Below are 18,526 nucleotides of genomic sequence, written 5' to 3' on the forward strand. Positions count from 1 at the left end.
GCAATGCGGGCGCCAACTGGCTCAAGGGCCTCGGCGCCGACGACATCCTGCAGGGCGGGGCCGGCGGTGACACGCTCGAGGGCGGGGCGGGCTTCAACTGGGCCTCCTATGCCAATGCCACGGCCGGGGTGACCGCGAGCCTGGCCAACCGCTTCGCCAATACCGGCGAGGCTTCGGGCGACGTGTACATCGACATCCGCGGGCTGCAGGGGTCCAACTATGGCGACGTGCTGGTGGCCGACGCCACCGCCAACGGCAACGCCCTGTCGGGCCTGGGCGGCAACGACACCCTGGTCGGCGGGGCCGGGGCCGACACGCTCGACGGCGGCGACGGCTTCGACACGGTGAGCTACTGGAATGCCGCCGCCGGCGTGCGGGCGAGCCTGTTCTACACCGGCTACAACAGCGGCGAGGCCCGGGGCGACAGCTACAGCAGCATCGAGGCGCTGGTGGGCTCGGTCTATGGCGACATGCTGCAGGGCAACGGGGTGGCCAACGCGCTGTCCGGCGGCTCGGGCAACGACGAGCTCTTGGGCGGGGCCGGCAACGACACCCTCGACGGGGCGTGGGACCACGACACGCTGGTCGGCGGCGAGGGCGCGGACGTGCTGACCGGCGGGGCCGGCCGGGACGTGTTCCGGTTCGAGGCCGGGCTGGGAGCGGGCCAGGTCGACACGCTCACCGACTTCTCGGCGGCGGAAGGCGACCGGATCGAGCTCGAGACGCACCTGTTCCGGGCCTTCCCGGACGTGGTGCTGTACGAGACCGATGCGGGGCTGACCTACCTCAACAGCGTGCTCAAGGCGGCGCAGTTCACGATCGGGGCGGCGGCGACGACCACGGCGCAGCGGATCGTCTACAACAGCGCGACGGGGGCGCTGTTCTACGACGCCGACGGCAGCGGCAGCCAGGCCCAGGTGCAGTTCGCCCAGCTCAAGGCGGGCCTCGCCCTCTCCGCCGCCAATTTCGGCCTCTATACCCTCTGACATCCGCCCGAGCGGAGCCAAACCCGAACGCCATCGCAAAAAAAGCCGGCCCCACACAAGGGCCGGCTTTCTTGCGTGGCGAGGCGCGGGTGGAGAAAGCGACAGCCGGTACCTGTGCCGGGGCTCGGCATATCCTGCGCGGAGTGGCCTCTATCAGGGCACTTTCGGCAAAGTGGATCGGGTGCAGCGTTAGAAAGGCGGTACGGCAACAAAAGGCATGATCCCGTGGAAAGGGAGGCAACTCTCGCCGCTCCGTCCGGCATGCAGCCTCGAGCACAAAAGCCGGAACCGGTTCTGTGGGGAAGGAAGCCCCACACCGAATGCATCGAACGCAAAAGTGGGATGCGATTTTACGGAGAAAGATTCAACGGGGCAAAAGCGTAAAGCATTCAGCCTGATGTCGATTTCACAACCGATGCCGGATGGAAACGATGCGACACACGCGGCTTGGCCATGCTGCAGCTTTCAACGTCGAACCGGATCCACTTCTCGTCGAGCAGTCTAAGCCGCAGCGTCGGCCAGAGCGATCTCGGCACTGGTGTTCTCGGTGAGCGGCAGGTGAACCAGCACGATGGTGCCGACGCCTTCCTGGCTCTTGATGCGCAGGTTGCCGCCGTGGAGCTCGGTGAGGGAACGCGCGATGGCGAGGCCCAGCCCCGAACCCTTGTAGCTCTTCGAGAACTCCGTCTCCACCTGCTCGAAAGGCTGGCCCAGCTTGTGCAGGGCATGCGCCGGAATGCCAATGCCGTTATCTTCGACATAGATGTTAACGGCGTTGCCGGCCTGGCGCGTGCGCACCGTGATGCAGCCGCCCTCGCTCGTGAACTTCGTGGCGTTCTGGAGAAGGTTGACGAGGATCTGATGCAGAGCCCGCTCGTCGGCGGGCACCACGATATCCTCCGGGCTGACGTCGACGGTGATCGAAAGGTTCTTGGCCTTCGTCTGTTCGCCAACCAGTTTGAGCGCGCGCTGGATCGAGGCGTGAACCTCGATCGGCTGCTTGGTCAGGGACGTGCGTCCTGCCTCGATGCGGGACATGTCGAGAATGTCGTTGATGACCGAGAGGAGATACTCGCCGCTCGAGCGGATGTCGGAGCAGTATTCTTCGTACTTCTCGGAGCCGAGCGAGCCGAAGATGCCGCTTTGCATGACTTCCGCGAAGCCGATGATCGCATTGAGCGGCGTGCGCAGCTCATGGCTCATGTTCGCCAGGAACTCGGACTTGGCGCGGTTCGCGCTCTCGGCCTGAGCCTTCTGGTCGAGATAGCGCTCGGCGAGATCGGCGAGCTGGTGGGTCTGCGCCTCGAGCTTCTGGCGCGATTGCTTGAGGTCGAGAACCGTGGCGATGAGCTCCTTCTCGGACTCCACGAGGCGATGCTCGTGGCGCTTGAGGGCGGTGATGTCCGTGCCGACGGAGACGTAGCCGCCATCCTTCGTGCGCCGCTCGTTGATCTGGAGCCAACGACCGTCCTGCAGGCGCGCTTCGAAGGTGCGCGCTCCCACATCCTGCTGCTCGCGGCGCAGGAACTGGTGCTGCACTTCCGGCGGACGGCCCAGTGCCATCACTTCCGCATAGGACTTGCCCTGAAGCTGGGCATCCGGCGGCAGCTCGTGCAGCTTCTGGAACTTGGAATTGCAAAGCACGAGGTTGTTGTTGGCGTCCCACAGCACGAACGCCTCGGAGATCGCCTCGATGGCGTCGTGCAGGCGCGCATCGGCTTTCGCGGTCTTCTCTTCGAGGCCGCGCTGCTCGGTCACGTCGACGGCGATGCCGACGAGATGGCTCGCGGCGTCGTCCGGATCGTTCATCAGCTCGGCGCGGGCGCGCAGCCATACCCAGTCGCCCGTGATGCTGCGGATACGGAACTCGTAATCGACGAGGGATGTGCTGGCGGAAGCCAATTGCTCGGCGAGGGTGAAGAGGTCCTGATCCTCGGGGTGGATCATGGCGTTCACTTCGCCGAAGGAGAGGAACTCGTCCTGCCGCTCGTATCCGAGCAGCTCGTACATGGAATCGGACCAGTAGATCCGTCCGCGGCCGATGTCCCAATCCCACAGGCCGCAGCGTCCGCGATTGAGAGCGGAATCGATCCGGTCGCGCACCTTCTCGCAGACTTCGTCTGCGGCGCGGGCGCGATTCGCCTGCATGACATAGGCCACGCCGATGCCCAGAAGCACCGTGATCGTGGCGCCGAGCAAGGAGACATGGCCGATCGTGCGCGACCACCAGCCGGAGAGAATGTGCGGCATCGGCTGCACGAGCGCGATCTGGCCGGACGAGGCGGGAAGCGAGCGCACCGTCGCCATCCCTTCCAGATCCCCCGGCAGCTTGATCGTCATGACGCCTGCACGATCCGCAAAGAGCATCAGCGGCTGCGCATCGCCGAGAATATCGGAGAGTTTGGCCGGAGCCTCCTCCATCGACGGATGCACGGCCAGGATCGCGCCTGCCTGATCGACCAGCATCAGCGTGCGGCTCTGCGTGAGGGCGCTCGGCGGCATCTCCTTCGCAAGCTGCTCCAGGTGAGCCTTCGCCTGCGCACGGTCTGCCGGCGCCGGAAGAGGGCCGAGCTTCGCGGCGGCAAGCGAGGCGATGATGTCGATGTCGCTGATCGCGTCGAAAAGCGTGTCCTTGCGGCCGTCGCGGATCTGAACCCACGCGCTGCCTGCAAGTGTGATGAGGAACAGGATCAGAAGAGCGGGAACCGCCAGTCGCAGCAGCGGCTCATATTGTTCGAGCCGACGATATGCAGGGTTCGCGTCAGATCGCGTTACCCCTAGAATCGTACCCGCACGTGCGGGTACGCATGCGGTCACCGCCCCCGCCATGCGATGCTTCCTCCGGAACCATTGTCGTCCTGTTTCGGAGGACGTGCCGCATCTCTCCGAATCACTAACAATAGAATCTTGAGCGGGTGATTTGTCTAGTTGGTAGAACCCCTAGGTTAATAAAAAATTTCCTATCCTGCATTCCCTTGGGGAAATCCCGGAAAACCCGGTAACCTCTTCAAACAAAGAGGTTATTTCGCTTGTCCCTGGTCGAGCGTGCGACTCACGATGTCGCCTACGTCGCGGGAAAGATTGGGCTTTTGTGCAATCGATTGCAGGGCTTCTTCGGCATGCCTGCGACGGGTGCCTTCCATCATCCGCCACGTGCTGAAAGCGGTCAGCAGCCGGGCCGCGAGTTGTGGATTGAGCGCGTCCGCGCGCAGCACGATGGATGCGAGGAAGCGATAACCCGCTCCGTCGGTGCGGTTGAACTGAACCTGATTCAGCATGGCGAAGCTGCCGATCAACGAACGCACGCGGTTGGGATTGGCGATCGAGAAGCCGGGATGCTCCATCAGGCGCGTGACCCGTTCGAGCGTTCCATCCTCCGGAATGGCGGCCTGCAATGCGAACCACTTGTCGAGCACCAGAGGCTCGTTGCGGTAGCGCTCGCCGAAGCGGGACAGGGTCTCCTCGCGCGCCGCGCCCGGCAGGGTCGTGAGCACGCTCAGCGATGCGAGTCGGTCCGTCATGTTGCTTGCGGTTTCGAACTGCGTCACCGCGAGCGTTTCGCCCATGCTCCGGTCGGCGGCGGCAAGCAGGTCGAGACAGGCATTGCGCAGGGAGCGCCGCCCGGCGCTTTCCGCATCCGGGCTGTAAGATCCTGAAACGGCGAGCGCCTCGTAGAGCCCGTGCAGGCGCTGCGACGAGGCCTTGCCGATGCGCCGGCGCATGTCGGTGCGCGCGCGGTGAATCGCATCGGGGTCGACATCCTTGCCGATGTCCTGCGCCACATCCGCTTCGCTCGGGAGCGTTAGGACGAGCGCCGCGAAGGCCGGATCGGCAAGGGCGTCCGAATCCATGAACGCGCACAGGGCTTCCGAGAAGGCGTCGATCTCCTCGTCGAGCTTTTGCGCCCCCGTCGAGAGGGCGGCGAGCAGCCGCATCGCAACGGTCTGCGCCGCCTGCCAGCGGTTGAACGAGTCCGTGTCATGCCGCAGCAGGACGAGCAGCTCTTCGTTGGGCAGATCGAGGGAGAGCTTCACCGGAGCCGAGAAGCCCCTGAACAGGGATGGAACCGGCAGGGCGGGGACGTTCGTGAAGGTGATGCTGTCGGCAGGCTCGTCGAACAGGAAGACCCCCCGCGCGTCCACGCGATCGCAGGCAGCCCCAAGCGGCGACCCGTCATGCGACACGAGACCGAGCGCGACGGGAATCGCCATCGCTTCCTTCGTCGGCTGTCCCGGCGTCGGAGGAGTGTTCTGCGTGAAGTCGAGGCGATAGGTCTGCGCCGCCTCGTCGTAATGTCCCTTCACGGCGACGCGCGGCGTTCCGGACTGTTCGTACCAGCGGGCGAACTGGGTCAGGTCGCGGCCGGTCACGTCCGTAAAGGCCGCCAGGAAATCCTCCACCGTCGCTGCCGTGCCGTCGCAGCGGTCGAAATAGAGATCCATGCCGCGCCGGAAATCGTCGTCGCCGATGATCGTCTTGAGCATGCGCACGATCTCGGCACCCTTCTCGTAGACGGTGGCGGTGTAGAAGTTGTTGATCTCGCGATACTGGCTCGGGCGGACGGGGTGGGCGAGAGGACTCGCATCCTCGAGGAATTGCCGCGCCCGCAGCGTCTTGACCTCAGCGATTCGATGCACGGGACGGGAGCGCTCGTCCGACGAGAACTCCTGGTCGCGGAAGACCGTCAGGCCTTCCTTGAGGCAAAGCTGGAACCAGTCGCGGCAGGTCACGCGATTGCCGGACCAGTTGTGGAAATATTCGTGCGCGATGATCGCTTCGATGTTCGCGTAATCCTGATCGGTCGCGGTCTCCGGGCTCGCCAGCACGTATTTGTCGTTGAAGATGTTGAGGCCCTTGTTCTCCATCGCGCCCATGTTGAAGTCGGAGACGGCGACGATATTGAACACGTCGAGATCGTACTCGCGCCCGAAGACCCGCTCGTCCCAGCGCATGGAGCGTTCGAGAGCATCGAGAGCGTAATCGGCACGATCCTCCTTGCCCGGCTCCACATAGACGGCGAGTTCGACCTTGCGGCCGCTCATGGTCGTGAAGGTCTTGCCGACGCGGCCGAGGGATCCTCCCACGAGCGCAAAGAGATAGGAGGGCTTGGGATGCGGGTCGTGCCAGACCGCGTAATGTCGGTCGGTGCCCTCGACCGGGCCGCTCTCGACGGGATTGCCGTTGCCCAGAAGAACGGGGGCTTCGCTGCGTTCCGCCTCGATGCGGGTGGTGTAGACGGACAGAATATCGGGTCGGTCGAGGAAATAGGTGATGCGCCGGAAACCTTCGGCCTCGCATTGCGTGCAGTAATTGCCGCCCGAGCGGTAGAGGCCCATGAGCTTGGTATTCGCCGTGGGGTCGATCTCGGTCTCGATCGTCAGCGTGAAGGGCTGTCGCGGAGCCTGGGCGATCTTCAGGGATTGAGGAGACGCATCGAACTCCTCCCCGGTCAGGATCCTTCCGTCCAGGGACACGGCCTTCAGGTTCAGCTCGTCGCCGTCGAGCACGAGGGGGGCATCCGGGCGTCCCTCCGGGTTGGGCCTCATCCTGAGCGTGGCGACGACCCGCGTCTGTGTCGGATGGAGCCTGACGTCGAGTTCGAGGTGGTCGATCAGAAAGTCGCTGGGCCGGTAGTCTTCAAGGCGGACGATCGGAGTTGTATCGGTGCGCATCAGCTGCTCGTTGTGAAACTCAGTAACGTTCAAGTTAGGGCCCAGGGACGAGACCGCCAGCCTGCTTGGAGCAGGTTCCCTTAAAAGTCACTTGATCTTGGCCAAATCCAAGGCTTTTTCCGCGCAAGAAAATGGAGCCCCTTGATCTCTCTGTGAAATCGGTCATGACCTAATCCGACCGAAAGGAGACGATCATGGAATACCTGCACACGATGGTTCGCGTCTCGAACCTCGAGCAATCCCTCGACTTCTTCTGCAACAAGTTCGGCCTCGTGGAGGTCCGCAGGACCGAGAACGAGAAGGGCCGCTTCACCCTGGTTTTCCTGGCGGCCCCCGGCGATGTGGAGAAGGCCAGGGACACCAAGGCGCCGCTCCTGGAGCTCACCTACAACTGGGACGAGCATGAATATGCGGGCGGCCGCAATTTCGGCCATCTCGCTTACCGGGTGGACGATATCTACGAAACCTGCCGCAAGCTGATGGAGGCAGGCGTTACCATCAACAGGCCGCCGCGCGACGGCTACATGGCCTTCGTCAAGACACCCGACAACATCTCCATCGAGTTGCTTCAGCGCGGCGAGCCCAAGCCCGTGCAGGAGCCCTGGGCCTCCATGCCCAACACCGGCACCTGGTAGGCGCGAGCCTCCTCACCGGATATCCCGCGTCTTCGGCGGCGTGCCCCTTGGCGAAACCGTCTTGCTCCGTCATTCTACCCGGCCCACCATAACAAAGCCGGGCGCAACCGGCGGAGGAACATTGTGGTACGAGACAGAATCCGCTTCTGGCGGCAGGGACGAGCCGTCGAGGTTTCCGGTTTCCATCCGCGCACCACGCTCCTGGACTACTTGAGGCTTCAGGAGCGGCGCGTCGGCACCAAAGAGGGTTGCGCGGAAGGCGATTGCGGCGCCTGCACCGTGGCCCTGGGCCGGGCAAGAGGCGGGCGCGTGCATTACGAGCCCGTCAATGCCTGCATCCTGCTGCTGGGCCAGATCGACGGCGCGGAACTCGTCACGATCGAGGACCTGGCGTCCCAGGGCGACCTGCATCCGGTTCAATCCGCCATGGTGGCGGCCCATGGCTCGCAATGCGGCTTCTGCACGCCCGGCATCGTGATGAGCCTCTTCACGCTCTATCATGGGGGCGAGAGGCCCGTGAGCCGCGAGACGGTCAACGATGCGCTCGCCGGCAATCTCTGCCGCTGCACCGGCTACAGGCCCATCGTGGACGCGGCGCTCCAGGCCTGCGGCGATGAGCCGAACGACACCTTCACCGCGCTCAACGATCGGACCTTCCGGGAGCTCATGGAGCTGTCCGATGGTCGAGATGTCTTCATCGGCGATGAGACCTGTTTCTTCGCAGCTCCCGCCAGCGAGGATGCTCTCGCCGCGCTTTATGCACGGCATCCCGATGCCACGCTCGTCGCCGGCTGCACCGATGTGGGATTGTGGATCACCAAAGGCATGGCCGAGATCGAGAAGGTGATCTGGCTCGGGCGCGTGGCCGGTCTCGATCTGATCGAGGAATCCTCGGACAGGCTCGGCATCGGCGCGATGACGACCCATGCAGAGGTTCATCCGTCCCTCGCGCGGATCGATCCCGATCTGGGCGAACTCCTGCGTCGCTTCGGATCGGCGCAGGTGCGCGCCTCCGGCACCGTCGGAGGCAACATCGCCAACGGCTCGCCCATCGGCGATCTCGCCCCGGCGCTGATTGCCCTGGGGGCCGAGCTCGAACTGCGCCAGGGTGAAGCCACGCGCAGGATGCCGCTGGAAAACTTCTTCATTGCCTATCGCAAGCAGGACCGCCTGCCCGGCGAGTTCGTGCGGCGCATCGCGGTGCCGAAGCTGAAGGCGCACGACATCTTCCGCGCCTACAAGATCTCGAAGCGGTTCGACGAGGACATCTCGGCGGCGATGGGCGCGTTCAAGTTCACCCTCGACGGCCGACGCATTGCGGAAGCCCGCGTCGCCTTCGGCGGAATGGCGGCAACGCCCAAGCGCGCCCCGGAGACCGAGAAGGCGCTTGCGGGCCTCTCGCTCGATGAGCCTTCGCGCTGGGGCGAGGCCATGGCGGCCGTCGCCCGCGATTACCAGCCCCTCGACGACCATCGCGCATCGGCCGCCTACCGTGCGACGGTCGCGCGCAATCTCGTCTTCAAGGCCTTGAGCGAAACCGCGTCGGGCGAGACCCGTGCGACGCGTCTCGTGGGCCGGCGCGATGCGCGGCAGGCGGCGGAGTAAGGCCATGAACGCAAACGCCAAGCCGACGGTGGAAACGGAGACGCTCCGCCATGTCCGCCAGCCGCTGCCGCACGATTCCGGCTTCAAGCACGTCCAAGGATCTGCGCAGTATATCGACGATATCCGTGAGCCCGAAGGCACGCTTCACGTGGCCATCGGCCAGTCTCCGAAAGCGCGCGGCCGCCTCATCTCCCTCGATGTCTCCGCCGTGCGCGCCGTGCCCGGCGTCGTGGCGGTGCTGACAGCCGCCGACATTCCTGGCAAGAACGACGTGTCTCCCGCCTTCGGGGACGATCCGCTCTTCGTCGAGAACGAAGTCAGCTTCCTGGGGCAGGCGCTCTTCGCGGTGGTCGCCACGGATCGCGACGTGGCGCGCCGCGCCGCGCGAATGGCGGTCGTGGAGATCGAGGCCGAGACGCCCAGCATCACCGTCGAGGATGCGCTGGAGCGCTCGGAAACGGTGCTGCCCGATTATGCGTACGGCCGTGGCGATCCGCAGGCCGCCATCGCGCAGGCGCCGAAGAAACTGGAAGGGCAGTTTCGTGTCGGCGGGCAGGAGCACTTCTATCTCGAAGGGCAGATCGCCCTGGCGATCCCGGGCGAGGACGGGGACATCCATGTCTATTCCTCGACTCAGCATCCCACGGAGGTGCAGCATGTGGTCGCCCGCGTGCTCGACATTCCCGATGCCTACGTGACCTGCGAGACCCGCCGCATGGGCGGCGGCTTCGGCGGCAAGGAGAGCCAGGCGACGCAATGGGCCGTGACCGCGGCGCTCGCCGCGCGCGTGACGGGCAGACCCTGCAAGCTGCGCCTCGACCGCGACGACGACTTCATCCTCACCGGCAAGCGGCACGATTTCCGCTGCGACTGGGCGGTGGGCTTCGACGACGAAGGCCGCATCCAGGGCTACGCCATCGATCTTCTCGCCCGCTGCGGCTATTCGGCGGATCTCTCCGGCGGCGTGGTGGACCGGGCCATGTTCCACGCGGACAACGCCTATTGGATGCCTGCCGTCCGCATCGCCTCGAAACGGTTGAAGACCAATACGGTGTCGAACACCGCCTTCCGCGGTTTCGGCGGCCCGCAGGGCATGCTCGCGGTCGAGCACGTGATGGACCGGATCGCCTGGGCGACGGGGCGCGATCCGCTCGACGTGCGCTATGCCAATTTCTACCGGCCGGGAGAGAACCTCACGCCCTACGGCATGGAGGTCGAGGAAACCGACACGCTTCTCAATCTCGTGCGCACGCTCGAGGAAACCGCGAACTACCGCGCGCGCCGCGAGGAGATTGCGGCCTTCAACGCCTCCTCGCCGATCATGAAGCGCGGCCTTGCGCTGACCCCCGTGAAGTTCGGCATCAGCTTCACGCTCACGCATATGAACCAGGCCGGAGCGCTGGTGCATGTGTACCAGGACGGTTCCGTGCATCTGAACCACGGCGGCACCGAGATGGGGCAGGGGCTCTACATCAAGGTAGCGCAGGTGGTTGCCGAGGAGTTCGGCATCGCCATGGAGCGTGTGCGCATCACCGCGACCACGACCGCTAAGGTGCCGAACACGTCGCCGACGGCAGCGTCCTCCGGCTCCGATCTCAACGGCATGGCGGCGAAGATCGCGGCGGGTGCGATCAGGAAGCGGATGACGGCTTACGCGTCAGAGGCCTATGGCGTCCCGGAGGAGCAGATCGTATTTCGTGACGATCGCGTGTTCATCGGCAACGAAAGCGTCTCTTTCGACGAGCTTGTGAAGAAATGTATCTTCGCCCGCGTTCAGCTTTCGGAGGCCGGGCATTACAAGACGCCGAAGATCACCTGGGACCGCGAGAAGGCGACGGGACGGCCCTTCTTCTACTTCGCCTACGGCGCTGCGTGCTCGGAAGTCATCGTCGACACGCTCACTGGCGAGAACCGTTTGCTGCGCGCCGACATCCTTCACGATGTCGGACGCTCCTTGAACCCGGCCATCGATGTCGGCCAGATCGAGGGCGGCTTCGTGCAGGGTATGGGCTGGCTCACCACGGAGGAGCTTGTTTTCGGCAAGGACGGACGCCTGCTCACGCACGCGCCTTCCACCTACAAGATCCCGGTCGCCTCCGACGTGCCCGCCGCCTTCAACGTGGCGCTCTATCCCAATGCCAACCGCGAGGAGACGGTCTACCGCTCCAAGGCCGTGGGCGAGCCGCCGATCATGCTCGCGAACAGCGTGTTCTGCGCGCTGGCCGATGCGATCCATGCGCTCGATCCGTCGAAGCCCGTGCCGCTCAACGCCCCCGCGACGCCCGAGGCCATCTTGCGCGCCTGCGAAGCGCTTCGTGGGAGGCCGATGGGGTGAGGGTCTGGCGCCAACTCACCGATTTCATAGCGCGGCACGGCAGCGCCGCCCTCATCACCGTGCATGACGTGAAAGGTTCCGCTCCCCGTGAGGCCGGCGCGCATATGGTCGTGCGTCCCGACGGCGCGTTCCATGGCACCATCGGCGGCGGCCAGCTCGAATTCCGTATGCTCGATATCGCCCGGGAGATGCTGGATTCAGGGCTCAGGCCCGCGCGGATCGTCGATCAGGCGCTCGGGCCGGATCTCGGCCAGTGCTGCGGCGGGCGCGTGAAGATCCTGATCGAGACCTTCGACCGGCGCGACATGGAGGCGCTCGCCCCGCTCGTCGAGGCGGAGGCGGCGGGCGGCTTGTTCGAGGTCGAGTGCCGCCTTGAGGAGGGCCGCGTGAAACGCGAGTTCTCCTCGGCCGTCGGCGACGACCGCTGGACCGGCTGGCGCGAAACCCATGGCGAGCGGCTCACGCCCGTTCTTCTCTTCGGGGCGGGCCATGTGGCCCGCGCGCTCGTGCTGGCGCTGGCTCCGCTGCCCTTCGCCGTCCGATGGCTCGACGACCGGGAGGGCGCCTTTCCGTCCCACATCCCCTCGAATGCGCATGCGGTGCGCCTGTGGGATCCCGAGGCCGAGATCGCCGCGGCGGACCCCGGTTCCTTCGTCCTCGTCATGACCCACGATCATCCCCTCGACATGGCGATCACGGCGGCGGCCCTGAAGCGGGATTTTCCTTATGTGGGCCTCATCGGCAGCGCCACGAAGCGGGCGCGGTTCGAGAAACGGTTCCGGGAGACGGGGGTGGACGAGGCGAGAATCCGCGCTCTCGTGTGCCCCATCGGGATCCCCGGCATCGCGGACAAGGACCCGGCGGTCATCGCCGCTTCCGTGACCGCGCAGTTGCTGCAGCTCCGCGAACGGGCCTCCCTCGGCCGAAACCTCTCGCCTCCCGCCGATACAAACGATACATAAGCACCCATGAGCACAGTGAAGACCGAAGATCAGCGCCATCTGGCGCGCGCCATCGAATTGTCCCGCCTTCATATGGAGCAGGGGGCCGGGGGGCCGTTCGGCGCCGTGATCGTGCGCGACGGCCAGGTTCTGGCCGAGGGCTGGAACCAGGTGACCTCGTCCAACGACCCTACGGCCCATGCCGAGGTCACGGCGATCCGGCGCGCCTGCCAGGCCGTCGGCGACTTCTCCCTGGAGGGCGCGACCCTCTATACGAGCTGCGAGCCGTGCCCCATGTGCCTGTCCTCCGCCTATTGGGCGCGGGTGGGGCGCATCGTCTTCGCCAATACCCGCCAGGATGCGGCGCAGATCGGGTTCGACGACAGCCTGATCTATGACGAAATCCCCAAGCCCATCTCCGAGCGGATCATCCCCATGGACCACCTGCCGAGCCTGGAGGCCAAGGCCGTGTTCGATGCCTGGGCGGACAAGGACGACAAGATCGCGTATTAATGCGCAGGCCGGGATAGCCTTGCCCGGCCGCGCTTCCTATCTGAGCTTCATCCGATCACAGACCGAGACCGCCCATGCCCCGCGTCACCACCATCGTCCGCAAGCCCGCCGTGAAGGCCGACCGCGTCGTCGACACCATCACCCTCGACCATGCGGCCCGCAGCCGCCGCCAGGGCGCGCTTCAAGGCGAGGGCGGAACGGAGATCCTGCTCGATCTCGACATGGAAACCACCATCAACGACGGCGATGCCCTGCGGCTCGAGGACGGGCGGCTCGTCCAGGTGAAGGCCAAGCCTGAATCCCTGCTGGAGGTGAGGGCCGAGAACCCCCTTCGCCTCACGCGCCTCGCCTGGCATCTCGGCAGCAACCACGGCCTCGCCGAGATCGCGGGCGATGCTCTCTATATCGAAAACAATCCCGCCCTGGCGGAGCTGGCGCGCGGGCAGGGCTGCACCGTCACCCCCGTGGAGCGCCCCTTCCGGCCCGAGCGCAGCGCCCATGTCTGCGATCACGACCACGGGCACCATCATGGTCATGACCACGCGCACGGCCATGATCACGCGCACGCCCACGGCCACGATCATGCCCATGAGCACAAGCACGATCATCACCACCATGAGCATGGCTCGGGCTGCGGTTGCGGCCATCATCATGGGCACAAGCACGGTCATTGACCGGGCCCGGCGCCCGACCGCCCGACAAGCATGTCCAAGACCACCCGCGCAACCCAGGCCCTGCAGCAGGCCGGCGTGACCTTCACGGTTCACGCCTATGAGTACGATCCGAATGCGGAGCGCATCGGCCTGCAGGCGGCGGAGGCCATGGGGGCCGATCCGTCGAGCGTGCTCAAGACGCTGATGGTGCTGGTTGACAACAAGCCGGCCTGCGTGATCCTGCCCTCCGACCAGGAAGTGAACCTGAAGAAGCTTGCCGCCGCTCTCGGCGGCAAGGCCGCCCAGATGATGAAGCCTGCGGACGCGGAGCGCATCACCGGCTACCACGTCGGCGGCATCAGTCCCTTCGGCCAGAAGAAGCGCGTGCCCACCGTGCTGGAGCAATCGGCCTTTGCTCATGGTGAGGTCTTCATGAACGGCGGCCAGCGCGGCCTGCAGGTGAAGCTCGATCCCCGCGCAGCGGCCGAGGTTCTGGGCGCGAAGGTGGCGGGGGTGATTTGAGGGGCGTGCTCTACACCTCCGCTGGCTTGCCCACGCCGATTTGCCTTGAACCCGCCATCCCCATATGAAAGGGCCTGTTCCCGAGCGCCCGACCACTTGCTTTGCTTGAGATGACCCAGAAATTCTTCACCGTAGCCCCCATGATGGACTGGACGGACCGGCATTGCCGGTCGTTCCATCGCGTCATGTCGCGCCGGGCACGGCTCTATACGGAGATGGTCACCACGGGGGCGGTCATCCATGGGCCGCGGGAGCGGCTCCTCGGCTTTTCGGAGGCGGAGCATCCGGTGGCGGTGCAGCTCGGCGGGTCCGATCCGAAGGAGCTGGCGGAGGCCGCCCGGATCTGCGCCGATTTCGGCTATGACGAGGTCAATCTGAACGTGGGCTGCCCCTCGGACCGGGTGCAGAACGGCCGCTTCGGGGCCTGCCTGATGCAGGAGCCGGTGCTCGTGGGCGAATGCGTGGCCGCCATGAAGGCCGCCGTTTCGCTTCCCGTCACGGTGAAGTGCCGCATCGGCGTGGACGATCAGGATACAGAAGAGGCGTTGAACCGGCTCACCGATTGCGTGGTCGACGCCGGTTGCGACGAGCTGACGGTCCATGCCCGCAAGGCCTGGCTGAAGGGCCTCTCGCCCAAGGAGAACCGGGACATTCCGCCGCTGGATTACGACCGCGTCTATCGCCTGAAGCGGGCGCGTCCGGATCTGCCCGTCGCCATCAACGGCGGCATCAGGACCTGGGCCGAGATCCATGACCACCTGAAGCACGTGGACGGCGTGATGCTCGGCCGCATCGCCTATCACGAGCCGGAAATTCTGCTCGCCGTCGACCGCGAGCTTTACGGCGAGGAGCCGCCGGTCGCCGATGGGTTCGAGGCGGTGGAGGCTTACGAGCCCTACATTGCCGCGCAGCTGGAAAAGGGCGAGCGCCTGAGCAACATCACCCGTCACATGCTCGGCCTCTTCACGGGCCGCCCCGGCGCGCGCGCCTATCGCCGCCATCTGGCCACCGAGGCCGTCAAGCCTGGAGCGAACCTGCAGACCCTGCGCGACGCGGTGGCGCATGTGTCGCGGGAGATGGCGCTGATGGAGGCGAGACTCAGCGCGGCTGAATGAGACCGGGGCTTACCCTGCGCCTTCCTTGCCCCGCAGGATCAGCCGGTTGCCGCGAACCTCGTAGGATCCCAGCCGTTCGAGAAACGTCATCCCGAGCAGGTTGGCGTGGAGCACGCCCGCGCGGGCGATGAGGGCGGGCACGTTGCGCTCCGTGATCGGGCCGACGGTCAGGCGCTCGATGATGACGGGCGCGGCCAGAGCCGCGCCGTTGGCGGTGGAGACGGGGATGGAATAGTCCAGCGCCTCCGGCACGAAGCCGAGCGCGGCAGCGTTTTCCGCGCGCAGGACCACGGTGCTCGCACCCGTGTCGAAGATGAAGCGGGTCTCATGCCCGTTCACCGTGCCCTGGAGCACGAAGCTGCCGTCCGTCCTGCGGGCGGCCACCACCCCGCCATCCGGCGTGACCACGGTGCGACCGCCCGCGATGTCGCCGATGGCGCGGTCGAGAACCGCCTGAAACTCGCTGCGGGAGGCATAGACGACGAGCAGCGCCACGAGCACGCCGCCGCTCACGGCCAGCGCCTGCACGCCATGGGTCCAGTGTCGGACGAACCCTTCGACGATGGCGGCGGCCATGATGAGGCCGATCCCGCCGAGACCCACGAGCCCTGCGATTTCGAGGGTGGAGAACCCGCCGCCGGCGTCCTCGGCGAAAAGCCCCACCAGCAGGGCGGCGATCAGAAGGATCAGGCCTGCGCCGCGGATGCCGGGCATCACTCCGCCTTGTCGGGCTCGTGGGTAAAGGCGAGGCGCATGCGCTCCGTGAGCTCCGCCATGATCACCTGGCGCTCCTCCTCGGTCATGCGGTACCAGCGGGTGATCTCCTCGCGCGTGCGGCCGCAGCCTTCGCAGAGGCCGGTTTCGGCATCGAGGGTGCAGACGCGGATGCAGGGGCTGGAAACGCGGGTCATCTCGTCCTCATGTCGTTACGCTTTGAGGACGGTCAAGAGGCCGATCAGGGCCGCGATCTCCGCCACCTGTTGCGCCGCGCCCGCGATGTCCCCCGTCTGCCCGCCGAGATGACGGGCGGCGAAGGAGATAAGGGCGAGGCCCGAAAGCCCCGAGAGCGCCAGCATGAGGGCGATGCCCGAAGGAGGCAGGCCGGCGAGCGAGCCGAGGAGCACCGCGAGGGCTCCGGCGATTCCGACGGCCAGCCAGAACGTCTCCCGCGTCGGCTGCCCCACGGCCTGCGACACCCCGTCCCGGCGCGCCGGGGGCAGGAAGACCAGGGGCATCAGCCCCGCCGTGCGGGACAGAGAGGCGACGATGAGAACCGCCGCCGTCGCGGCCCCCGCGTCGATCCGTGAGGCGATGGCGGCCAGAGCGCCGATTCGAAGCGCCAGGGAAAGGAACAGCGCCGAAGCGCCGAAGGAGCCGATCCGGCTGTCCCGCATGATGTCCAGGCGCTTCTCCCGGGTCGCGCCGCCGAAGCTGTCGGCGGTGTCCGCGAGGCCGTCCTCATGGAAGGCGCCCGTCGTCAGCACCATGACGGCGACGGAGAGGGAGGCGGCGAGCCAGGGGCCGAGATCGAGGAAGAGGGCAAAGCCCAGAGCCGCTGCGGGGAGCAGGCCGAGCAGGAAACCGGCTGCGGGAACCATGCGCACGAGACGGGAAAAATCCGGTAGCGCATGGGCGTTCTGCTCCCAAGGCAGGGCTGGCAGCGGAAGGCGTGAATAGAAGCGAATGCAATGGGCCAGGTCGATCGCGACTGCCCGCCACGCGCTCTTTACCGCAGTATCTTCCCGTTCAAATTGCTCCGACATGCTTCACCCCGCGTCCATGGGCCGTTATAGGTCACGCCTCTTCGCGTTCTGCAATGCCCCCTGGGCTGGAGCCCTCCATGTCTGATGCCGTTTCCTCACCTTTCGACGATATCCGCCGCCTGATCACGACCATGCCCGGTCCGGACGAGGCCGCCGTCGAGGCCGTGCGGATGCGCGACCGGCAGCTGACCAAGCCCGCCGGAAGCCTGGGGCGCCTGGAATGGGTCGCCGAATGGCTCGCCGCCTGGCAGGCCAAGCCCGTCCCGAGCGTGGACCGTCCGCTCGTCTGCGTCTTCGCAGGCAGCCACGGCGTGACCGCCAAGGGCGTGTCGGCTTTCCCCTCCGAGGTGAACCGGCAGATGCTGGAGAACTTCGCGGCGGGCGGGGCGGCCATCAACCAGATCTGCGCGGCCTATGGCCTGGGGTTCAAGGTGTTCGACCTCGCCATCGACATGCCGACGGGGGATATCACCGAAGGTGACGCCATGGACGAGAAGGCCTGCGTCGCCACCATGGCCTTCGGCATGGAGGCCATCGCCGGGGGCACGGATCTCCTCGCTATCGGCGAGATGGGCATCGGCAACACCACCATCGCGGCGGCGATCTACAAGGCGCTTTACGGCGGCTCCGCCGAGCATTGGGTCGGCCGCGGCACGGGTCTCGACGACGAGGGCCTCAAGCGCAAGGTCGCGGCGGTGGAGGCGGCCATCGCCCACCACGGCGACAACCTGAAGGACCCGCTCGAGGTGCTGCGCCGCCTCGGCGGGCGCGAGATCGCCGCCATGGCGGGCGCCATCCTGGCTGCGCGCCTCCAGCGCATTCCGGTGGTGCTCGACGGCTATGTGGCGACCGCCGCCGCCGCCGTTCTCCACGCCATCCATCCTTCGACCCTCGATCATTGCATCGCCGGCCATCTGAGCGCCGAAGGCGCGCACCAGGACGTGCTGGGCCGCCTGGGCAAGATCCCGCTCCTCGCCCTCGGCATGCGGCTGGGCGAGGGATCGGGCGCGGCGCTGGCGGCCGGCCTCGTGAAGGCGGCGGCGGCCATCCATCGCGACATGGCCACCTTCGGGCAAGCGGGAGTCTCCGAGCGGCTGTCGTGAGACGGTTCCGTCGTCCCTTCCAAGGGAGGGGGCTGACCTCCCTTGCCGTCGCGCTGGCCCTCGCGGGCGGAGCCGGTCTTGCGCTCAAGCCGGAAGGGCGGATTCTGGAGGGCCGGGCGCAGGTTTCAGACGGTGATACGCTGCGCATCGGCGATGCCCGGATCCGTCTCAAGGGCATCGATGCTCCGGAGATGGAACAGCGCTGTTCCCGCTCGGGGCGTTCCTATGCCTGCGGCGAAGCCGCGAGGCGGGCCCTCATCGACCTCGTATCCGGCGAGACGGTCCGCTGCCGCGCCGCCGGGCGCGACCGTTATCAGCGCATTCTCGCACGCTGCACCGTGAACGGGGCCGATATCGGCGCCCGGATGGTGGAGAGCGGTTGGGCCGTCTCCTACGGACGCGCCTATGATGGCGAAGAGGTTCGCGCCCAAACACGCTCCGCCGGGCTCTGGGAGGGCGAGTTCGAGCCCCCGCAGGATTGGCGCCGGGAGAACGCACGCGGCGGTTAGCAGCCGCGGTCTTACGTCCTGTGCCCGCCCAGGTCTGCGCCTCGCGGGATGAAGGCTCTGAGGAACAGGTATTCCCCCCCCCCCCGATTTCGAAGAGCTTTCCCGTCGGATCGGAGCCTGCCGCATCCTTCCTGGCCCTGACGGCTGGCTCAGGAACAATCCTTGGTCCGAGGC

At 66.3% G+C, this 18,526-nt stretch carries 16 protein-coding genes; 11 read left to right on the plus strand and 5 right to left on the minus strand.

From position 1 onward, the window contains the following. Positions 1 to 986 (plus strand): calcium-binding protein (locus L879_RS22270; RefSeq protein ID WP_161634684.1); only part of this gene is annotated, 986 nt, incomplete at its 5' end. Positions 987 to 1,487: 501 nt separating this feature from the next. Here L879_RS22270 and L879_RS22275 read toward each other — a convergent pair. Beyond that, complete coding sequence (locus L879_RS22275; RefSeq protein WP_035460158.1) at positions 1,488 to 3,815, minus strand: sensor histidine kinase; 2,328 nt, start codon at positions 3,813 to 3,815, stop codon at positions 1,488 to 1,490. Between the two features lie 191 nt (positions 3,816 to 4,006). Continuing rightward, entirely contained in the window at positions 4,007 to 6,658 is a 2,652-nt protein-coding gene (pepN, locus tag L879_RS0118135) for an aminopeptidase N (protein WP_027317330.1), read from the minus strand. A 194-nt stretch (positions 6,659 to 6,852) separates the two neighbouring features. Between pepN and L879_RS0118140 the strand changes: the two genes are divergently transcribed. From L879_RS0118140 to dusA, 8 genes are all read left to right on the plus strand, one after another. Beyond that, complete coding sequence (locus L879_RS0118140; protein ID WP_027317331.1) at positions 6,853 to 7,293, plus strand: VOC family protein; 441 nt, start codon at positions 6,853 to 6,855, stop codon at positions 7,291 to 7,293. A 123-nt stretch (positions 7,294 to 7,416) separates the two neighbouring features. Beyond that, positions 7,417 to 8,898 (plus strand): xanthine dehydrogenase small subunit, encoded by a 1,482-nt coding sequence (gene xdhA / locus L879_RS0118145; RefSeq protein ID WP_035460161.1) that lies wholly within the window; start codon positions 7,417 to 7,419, stop codon positions 8,896 to 8,898. Between the two features lie 4 nt (positions 8,899 to 8,902). After that, on the plus strand, positions 8,903 to 11,233 hold the full coding sequence (xdhB, locus tag L879_RS0118150; RefSeq protein ID WP_027317333.1) for a xanthine dehydrogenase molybdopterin binding subunit: 2,331 nt from the start codon (positions 8,903 to 8,905) through the stop codon (positions 11,231 to 11,233). Continuing rightward, positions 11,230 to 12,195, plus strand: a complete 966-nt coding sequence (gene xdhC / locus L879_RS0118155; protein ID WP_027317334.1) for a xanthine dehydrogenase accessory protein XdhC — start codon at positions 11,230 to 11,232, stop codon at positions 12,193 to 12,195. The genes xdhB and xdhC overlap by 4 nt, the downstream gene beginning before the upstream one ends. Before the next feature lie 6 nt (positions 12,196 to 12,201). After that, positions 12,202 to 12,687: a nucleoside deaminase gene (locus L879_RS0118160; RefSeq protein ID WP_027317335.1), complete on the plus strand. Its 486-nt coding sequence runs from the start codon at positions 12,202 to 12,204 to the stop codon at positions 12,685 to 12,687. Positions 12,688 to 12,761: 74 nt separating this feature from the next. After that, complete coding sequence (locus L879_RS0118165) at positions 12,762 to 13,361, plus strand: urease accessory protein UreE (RefSeq protein WP_027317336.1); 600 nt, start codon at positions 12,762 to 12,764, stop codon at positions 13,359 to 13,361. Between the two features lie 30 nt (positions 13,362 to 13,391). Further along, positions 13,392 to 13,862, plus strand: a complete 471-nt coding sequence (ybaK, locus tag L879_RS0118170; RefSeq protein ID WP_027317337.1) for a Cys-tRNA(Pro) deacylase — start codon at positions 13,392 to 13,394, stop codon at positions 13,860 to 13,862. A 110-nt stretch (positions 13,863 to 13,972) separates the two neighbouring features. Next, complete coding sequence (gene dusA / locus L879_RS0118175) at positions 13,973 to 14,977, plus strand: tRNA dihydrouridine(20/20a) synthase DusA (RefSeq protein ID WP_027317338.1); 1,005 nt, start codon at positions 13,973 to 13,975, stop codon at positions 14,975 to 14,977. Positions 14,978 to 14,986: 9 nt separating this feature from the next. On the opposite strand, the gene L879_RS0118180 is transcribed toward dusA, so the two are convergent. Genes L879_RS0118180 through cobS form a run of 3 tightly spaced genes read right to left on the minus strand, consistent with a single transcriptional unit; the run spans position 14,987 to position 16,740 of the window. Then, the gene (locus L879_RS0118180; RefSeq protein WP_027317339.1) at positions 14,987 to 15,691 is read right to left on the minus strand and encodes a retropepsin-like aspartic protease family protein; all 705 of its coding nucleotides are present in this window, start codon (positions 15,689 to 15,691) and stop codon (positions 14,987 to 14,989) included. Next, on the minus strand, positions 15,691 to 15,888 hold the full coding sequence (locus L879_RS0118185) for a DUF1289 domain-containing protein (protein ID WP_027317340.1): 198 nt from the start codon (positions 15,886 to 15,888) through the stop codon (positions 15,691 to 15,693). Before L879_RS0118185 ends, L879_RS0118180 begins: the two co-directional genes overlap by 1 nt. 15 nt (positions 15,889 to 15,903) lie before the next feature. Then, positions 15,904 to 16,740 (minus strand): adenosylcobinamide-GDP ribazoletransferase, encoded by an 837-nt coding sequence (cobS, locus tag L879_RS0118190; protein ID WP_027317341.1) that lies wholly within the window; start codon positions 16,738 to 16,740, stop codon positions 15,904 to 15,906. 77 nt (positions 16,741 to 16,817) lie between these two features. On the opposite strand from cobS, the gene cobT reads away from it, so the two are divergent. Both cobT and L879_RS0118200 read left to right on the plus strand, forming a co-directional pair. Beyond that, on the plus strand, positions 16,818 to 17,843 hold the full coding sequence (cobT, locus tag L879_RS0118195; protein WP_027317342.1) for a nicotinate-nucleotide--dimethylbenzimidazole phosphoribosyltransferase: 1,026 nt from the start codon (positions 16,818 to 16,820) through the stop codon (positions 17,841 to 17,843). Continuing rightward, positions 17,840 to 18,352 (plus strand): thermonuclease family protein, encoded by a 513-nt coding sequence (locus L879_RS0118200; protein WP_051435426.1) that lies wholly within the window; start codon positions 17,840 to 17,842, stop codon positions 18,350 to 18,352. Before cobT ends, L879_RS0118200 begins: the two co-directional genes overlap by 4 nt. Positions 18,353 to 18,526 lie beyond the last annotated feature (174 nt).

The organism is Microvirga flocculans ATCC BAA-817 (assembly GCF_000518665.1).
GTDB lineage: Bacteria > Pseudomonadota > Alphaproteobacteria > Rhizobiales > Beijerinckiaceae > Microvirga > Microvirga flocculans.

Excerpts from the sequence above, each read along its gene's own strand:
- L879_RS22275 (WP_035460158.1), bottom strand. The coding sequence starts at position 3,815 with ATGGCGGGGGCGGTGACCGCATGCGTACCCGCACGTGCGGGTACGATT.
- pepN (WP_027317330.1), bottom strand. The coding sequence starts at position 6,658 with ATGCGCACCGATACAACTCCGATCGTCCGCCTTGAAGACTACCGGCCC.
- L879_RS0118140 (WP_027317331.1), top strand. The coding sequence starts at position 6,853 with ATGGAATACCTGCACACGATGGTTCGCGTCTCGAACCTCGAGCAATCC.
- xdhB (WP_027317333.1), top strand. The coding sequence starts at position 8,903 with ATGAACGCAAACGCCAAGCCGACGGTGGAAACGGAGACGCTCCGCCAT.
- L879_RS0118160 (WP_027317335.1), top strand. The coding sequence starts at position 12,202 with ATGAGCACAGTGAAGACCGAAGATCAGCGCCATCTGGCGCGCGCCATC.
- L879_RS0118165 (WP_027317336.1), top strand. The coding sequence starts at position 12,762 with ATGCCCCGCGTCACCACCATCGTCCGCAAGCCCGCCGTGAAGGCCGAC.
- ybaK (WP_027317337.1), top strand. The coding sequence starts at position 13,392 with ATGTCCAAGACCACCCGCGCAACCCAGGCCCTGCAGCAGGCCGGCGTG.
- dusA (WP_027317338.1), top strand. The coding sequence starts at position 13,973 with ATGACCCAGAAATTCTTCACCGTAGCCCCCATGATGGACTGGACGGAC.
- L879_RS0118180 (WP_027317339.1), bottom strand. The coding sequence starts at position 15,691 with ATGCCCGGCATCCGCGGCGCAGGCCTGATCCTTCTGATCGCCGCCCTG.
- L879_RS0118185 (WP_027317340.1), bottom strand. The coding sequence starts at position 15,888 with ATGACCCGCGTTTCCAGCCCCTGCATCCGCGTCTGCACCCTCGATGCC.
- cobS (WP_027317341.1), bottom strand. The coding sequence starts at position 16,740 with ATGTCGGAGCAATTTGAACGGGAAGATACTGCGGTAAAGAGCGCGTGG.
- cobT (WP_027317342.1), top strand. The coding sequence starts at position 16,818 with ATGTCTGATGCCGTTTCCTCACCTTTCGACGATATCCGCCGCCTGATC.